Genomic DNA, 2,919 nt, shown 5'->3' with positions numbered 1-2,919 from the left:
TTTCTTTTCTTGTTCCCAGGCTCCAGCCTGGGAACAAGAGGTAACCAGGAACGAAGAACCAGGAACCACGAACCGATTTTAACGACCAACATGTTTGTTTGAAATTTGTGCTAAGCGCCTATGCCTTGTGAATAATTTGCAGCCGGCATATCTTCGAGCATGATTGCCAATACCTTACAATATGTCATTCATTTACATTCTAACTCAAAACCAGAAGCTGCAGGAGCGCTTAAAGAAGATCATCTACAAAGATTTTCCGGAATCTTTGGTTCAGGTGGTCAGTCTTGAACAAATGCGCCGGCTTTCCCCTTCTCATGAGATAAACCTCATGATCCTGGATACAGACTTGATCTCAGACAATGCAGAGCATCTCCAGTCACTGCTTCGCAATATTTTTCGGGAACATGGCCTGTCTACTCTCATGATGACACACGGGCAGGATCCGGACAGCGCAATCCTTGGTTTAATCCAGCCGGACAGCGTTGTGGATGCTTCCTGGGGTGATCATGAAATAAAGAGCAGGCTTCAGCACCTGCATCAGATTAGTGAATTGCGGGCCATGAACCTGAATCTGAAGAATCAGCTCACCTGGCGCGTATCAAGGATGAGCAGTCTGGAGCAGGATCTTTGGCGCACAAATAATTTATTAATTGCTCTGGGCAAGTGCAACGAGATCATAATCAAGGCCGAGGATGAGCAGGATATGCTTCAGAAAGTCTGTCAGACCATTGCGCATCATATTGGGTATCCCCTGGTCTGGGTTGGCTATGCCCGCAGAGATCGGGAGCAGAGCGTAAAGATAATGGCTGCCAGCGGCCCCAGAAAAGATATCGTGGGTCGATTGAAGATTCATTAGGATGAAAGCCCATATGGACAGGGCCCTACTGCAATGGCTATCAAGACCGGCCGTTCGGTGTATGTGGAGGATGTGGACAAAGAACCGGACATGCAGTGCTGGTCCGAGCTGATGAAGGAGGCAGGCATTCAGGAACTTTTGTCTTTACCCATTGCTTATTCCGGGGTCGGGTTTGGAGCTCTTACCATAACCTGTCAAAAACCTGGAGGCTTTTGTGGAGAGTCCCGGGATTACCTGGAAAGCGTAGCCCAGAACATGGGCTATGGGGTCTGGTTCCTGCGCCACAGGGCTAAAAGAAAGCAGGTTGAAAGTGAACTGCATAAGACCAACGAACTGTTCAGCCTGGCTATGGATGCCACCCAGGATGCCATATGGGACTGGAACATACGCTCGGGGGTCACATACTTCAGCCCCAGATGGTACACCATGCTGGGTTATGAACCATATGAACTGCCCCAGAACTATGACAGTTTCCTGGCAGTCATCCATCCAGCGGACAAAGATCATGTAAAAATGCAGATGGATGAATTTCTGCGGCAGTCTGATACCTTTTCCTTTGAGTACAGGGCGGTAAGCAAAAATGGAGATACGCGCTGGATACTGACTAGAGGTAAGGTGGTCCAAAGTGACGAACAGGGCAGGCCGATGCGCATGGTAGGCACCAATGTGGACATTACAGAGCGCAAATTCATGGAGGAAGAGCTCAGCCAGGCCAAAAAGGCAGCTGAAACCGCCAGCAATGCCAAGGACAGGTTTCTGGAGAATATGAATCACGAGTTGCGCACGCCTTTAAATGGCATTATGAGTGTTCTGCAGACTTTGTCCGAGTCTGACCTGAAACCTGCTGAAAAAGAATATATCGAGATGGCCTTGAATTCTTCGAGCCAGTTGCTGGCTTCTTTAAACAAGCTCCTTGAATTTTCATCGCTTCAGGGTGACACCCAGCAGGTACATTTCCAGCCTTTTGATCTTCAGGAGGAAATGAGCAAACTGGTAAGCTTTTTTCAGCCGCAGGCCCGCAATAAAGGACTGAGTCTGGAACTGGAAATTGATGAAAAAATCCCATCCAGACTGGTTTCTGACATATCCATGTTACGGCAGATCATATGGAACCTGGTGGACAATGCAGTCAAATTTTCTAACAAAGGCAAAGTGATGTTGAAAATTTCACCCCAACCCGGACAGACCTTGGAGTTTCCTGGAGATACCGTGCCTCTTCTTTTTGAAGTGGAGGATTCAGGAGAAGGTATTCCTGAGAAAATGCACGGTGACATCTTCGAACCATTTGTTGTCGGTGAACAGGACATTCAACTCAAAAGGTACCATGGTACCGGTATAGGGCTGAGTGTCTGCAGACAGCTGGTACATTCTTTAGAGGGTGAGATCGGGGTCAGGTCCAGACCCGGAGAGGGCAGTAGTTTCTATTTCATGTTGTCCATGGAGCCTTGCCAGGCTATTGAAGAAGATATTGAAAGTGCAGAGGCGGCAGTGGCACCAGAGAATAATCGTATTCTCATAGTTGAGGATGAAAAGATCAATCTCATGCTTATAAAACGTATGCTTCAGAAAAAAGGATTCGATGTGCTGACAGCCATGGACGGAAGCGAAGCTCTGGATGTTATGAGCAGCAACCAGGATATATCACTTATCCTTATGGATGTGATGTTGCCGGTACATGACGGTTACGAACTTACCCGGATGGCCAGAAAGGGTGATTTTAAAGGACTGAAAAATGTTCCAATAATTGCAGTCACAGCCCTGGCGGATGCATCCAGCCGGCAGCACTGCTTTGAGGCCGGTATGAATGCCTATCTTTCAAAGCCGGTGGACAACAGGGACCTGATGAACATGATTAAAAGGTACCTGGTTGAAAGAGGTCAAAGCACCGCTGTTTGATCAGGGATTGACTCATGGGATTGTGTCACAAAATATTTGAATCACGGTAACAGTTTAGCCATTTGCATGTGGCATGGGGACTGGCTCCACCCGCACTTATTTTTAAAACCTGTCAATCATCCTTCAGAAAAATAAGTGCGGGGGTGCCTGTCCCCTGCTTTCCTTAA

2 protein-coding genes and 1 pseudogene are annotated in these 2,919 nt (G+C 47.6%); all 3 read left to right on the top strand.

Annotated features, from left to right (window positions below):
• Window positions 1-181 precede the first annotated feature (181 nt).
• Window positions 182-856 carry a hypothetical protein gene (locus QZP87_RS00995; protein WP_291321059.1) on the top strand — a complete coding sequence of 225 codons (675 nt, stop codon included), beginning with the start codon at window positions 182-184 and terminating at the stop codon, window positions 854-856.
• An 18-nt stretch (window positions 857-874) separates the two neighbouring features.
• Window positions 875-1,105: pseudogene (locus QZP87_RS00990) on the top strand (GAF domain-containing protein); the annotation flags it as partial.
• Between the two features lie 6 nt (window positions 1,106-1,111).
• Window positions 1,112-2,752, top strand: a complete 1,641-nt coding sequence (locus tag QZP87_RS00985; RefSeq protein ID WP_291321060.1) for a PAS domain-containing hybrid sensor histidine kinase/response regulator — start codon at window positions 1,112-1,114, stop codon at window positions 2,750-2,752.
• Window positions 2,753-2,919: the final 167 nt, after the last annotated feature.

The sequence above is a fragment of the Desulfonatronospira sp. genome, from assembly GCA_003563255.1.
GTDB lineage: Bacteria > Desulfobacterota > Desulfovibrionia > Desulfovibrionales > Desulfonatronovibrionaceae > Desulfonatronospira.
The sequence above is the reverse complement of the archived record's forward strand: the minus strand, read 5'-3'. Positions and strand labels throughout refer to the sequence as shown.